Source organism: Streptomyces sp. UH6, assembly GCF_013421635.1.
Lineage (GTDB): Bacteria > Actinomycetota > Actinomycetes > Streptomycetales > Streptomycetaceae > Streptomyces > Streptomyces abyssomicinicus.
On sequence record NZ_JACADT010001207.1, the window covers coordinates 1 to 1,514 of the forward strand.

General features: G+C 71.8%; 1 protein-coding gene. It reads right to left on the minus strand.

What is annotated here, in order from left to right:
* Positions 1 to 106 precede the first annotated feature (106 nt).
* The coding region (locus HW445_RS30650) for a PQQ-binding-like beta-propeller repeat protein (RefSeq protein ID WP_180224053.1) at positions 107 to 1,514 on the minus strand (1,408 nt) is incomplete at its 5' end.

Genomic DNA, 1,514 nt, shown 5'->3' on the forward strand with positions numbered 1-1,514 from the left:
GGGTCGGGTGGGGGGATCGGCCGGGACGGGACGTGTCGGCCGGCGGGGGATGTCGGTCGGGGCCGCCCGGGCAGCCGGGGCTGCCCGGGGCCGGCTCGGGGCCGGACTACTTGGCGAAGGCCATCATCAGTTTCTCCTCGAGGTCGTCGCTGCCGGTCAGCCGGTCGACGGAGAGGAAGAGGCGGCCGCCGGACCAGGCGACGTCACCCCCGAGGAAACCGTTCTCCAGCGGTGCCCCGGCCGCCGGGTGCCGCAGCAGCTTCTGCGGCTCGTGGCTGCCGGCCGTCGGCACGGCCACCACCTGGCCGCCCTGGTCGTAGGTGGCCCCGGCATAGGCGACGAGCCTGCCGTTCTCCACCGCCAGCGGATGCATCGAGGAGTCGGCGGGGGACTTCACCCGCCACTGCTCCTTGCCGGTGTCCAGGCCGACCGCGACGATCTCGTTCGGACCGGTGACGGCCTTGGTGGCCAGGTACATGTTCTTGTCGTCGACGACGAAGTCGCAGGACTCCAGCGCCTTGTTGAGGATGGACATGCCGGAGCAGCGGAAGTCGAGTTCGGTCTTGCCGTCGAGTCCGACCTGGGAGCGGGTCCTGCCGCCGGCGTCGAACACGGAGATGTCGCCCTGCTCCTTGTCGCGGTTGATCCCCTGGACCACCAGCGGCGTCACGCTGTAGACCTTCTCGACCTCCCAGCCCTTGTTCAGCGGGACCGTCCAGCGCACCTTGCCGGTCGCGGGGTCGAGTTCGCGGAGTTCGTCGTGCGCCTTGTCGGTGGCCGCGGCGCAGGAGGCGGCGACGATCAGCCGCTGGGCGTCGCCGGCGAAGCCGGACGGGAAACAGGAGGCGCCGTACTTGACGATGTCGTACCGCTTCTTGCCGGTCTTCATGTCGTAGCCGACGGCGGACTGGGAGCGGCCGACGACGAGGCTGTCCCCGGCCAGGCTGAGGGAGAGCTCGGAGGTGCCGTCGAAGAGACCGCCCTCGCCGATCTCGATCTCCCAGCCGCGCTCGCCGGTGCGCAGGTCGAGTTCCTGGACGCGGTTGCACTTGGCGCGTGAGCTGGTGCCGCTCTTGTAGGCGACGGCTATTCGGCCGTCGTCGGTGGTCCGCCGCGTCACCGCGCAGATCTCCGCGGGGAAGGTGACCGGCTTCCACGCCTCGTCACCGTTGGCGGCCTTCCAGCCGAAGACCTGCTTGTAGGCGGCCTTCACGGCGACGTCGCCCACCACCCACATGCCGGGCGCCGAGGCCCCGCCCTTGGGGCTGTCGGGTGCGCCCTTGTACCAGGCGACGCGGTCCTCACCGGGGGCCCGCTCGCCGTTGATGTCGATCTCCTTGCCGCCTCCGCCGTTGCCGTCGCCCTGGTCGACGCTGACGGACGGCTCGGGGGACGCCTCCCGGGTGGGCTGCGGGCCGGCCTTCTCCTCGGGGGAGTCGTCGGAGCCGGTCAGGGCCCAGGCGCCGCCACCGATCAGCAGCGCGGCCGCCACCGCGGCGGCGCCGAACGCGGCG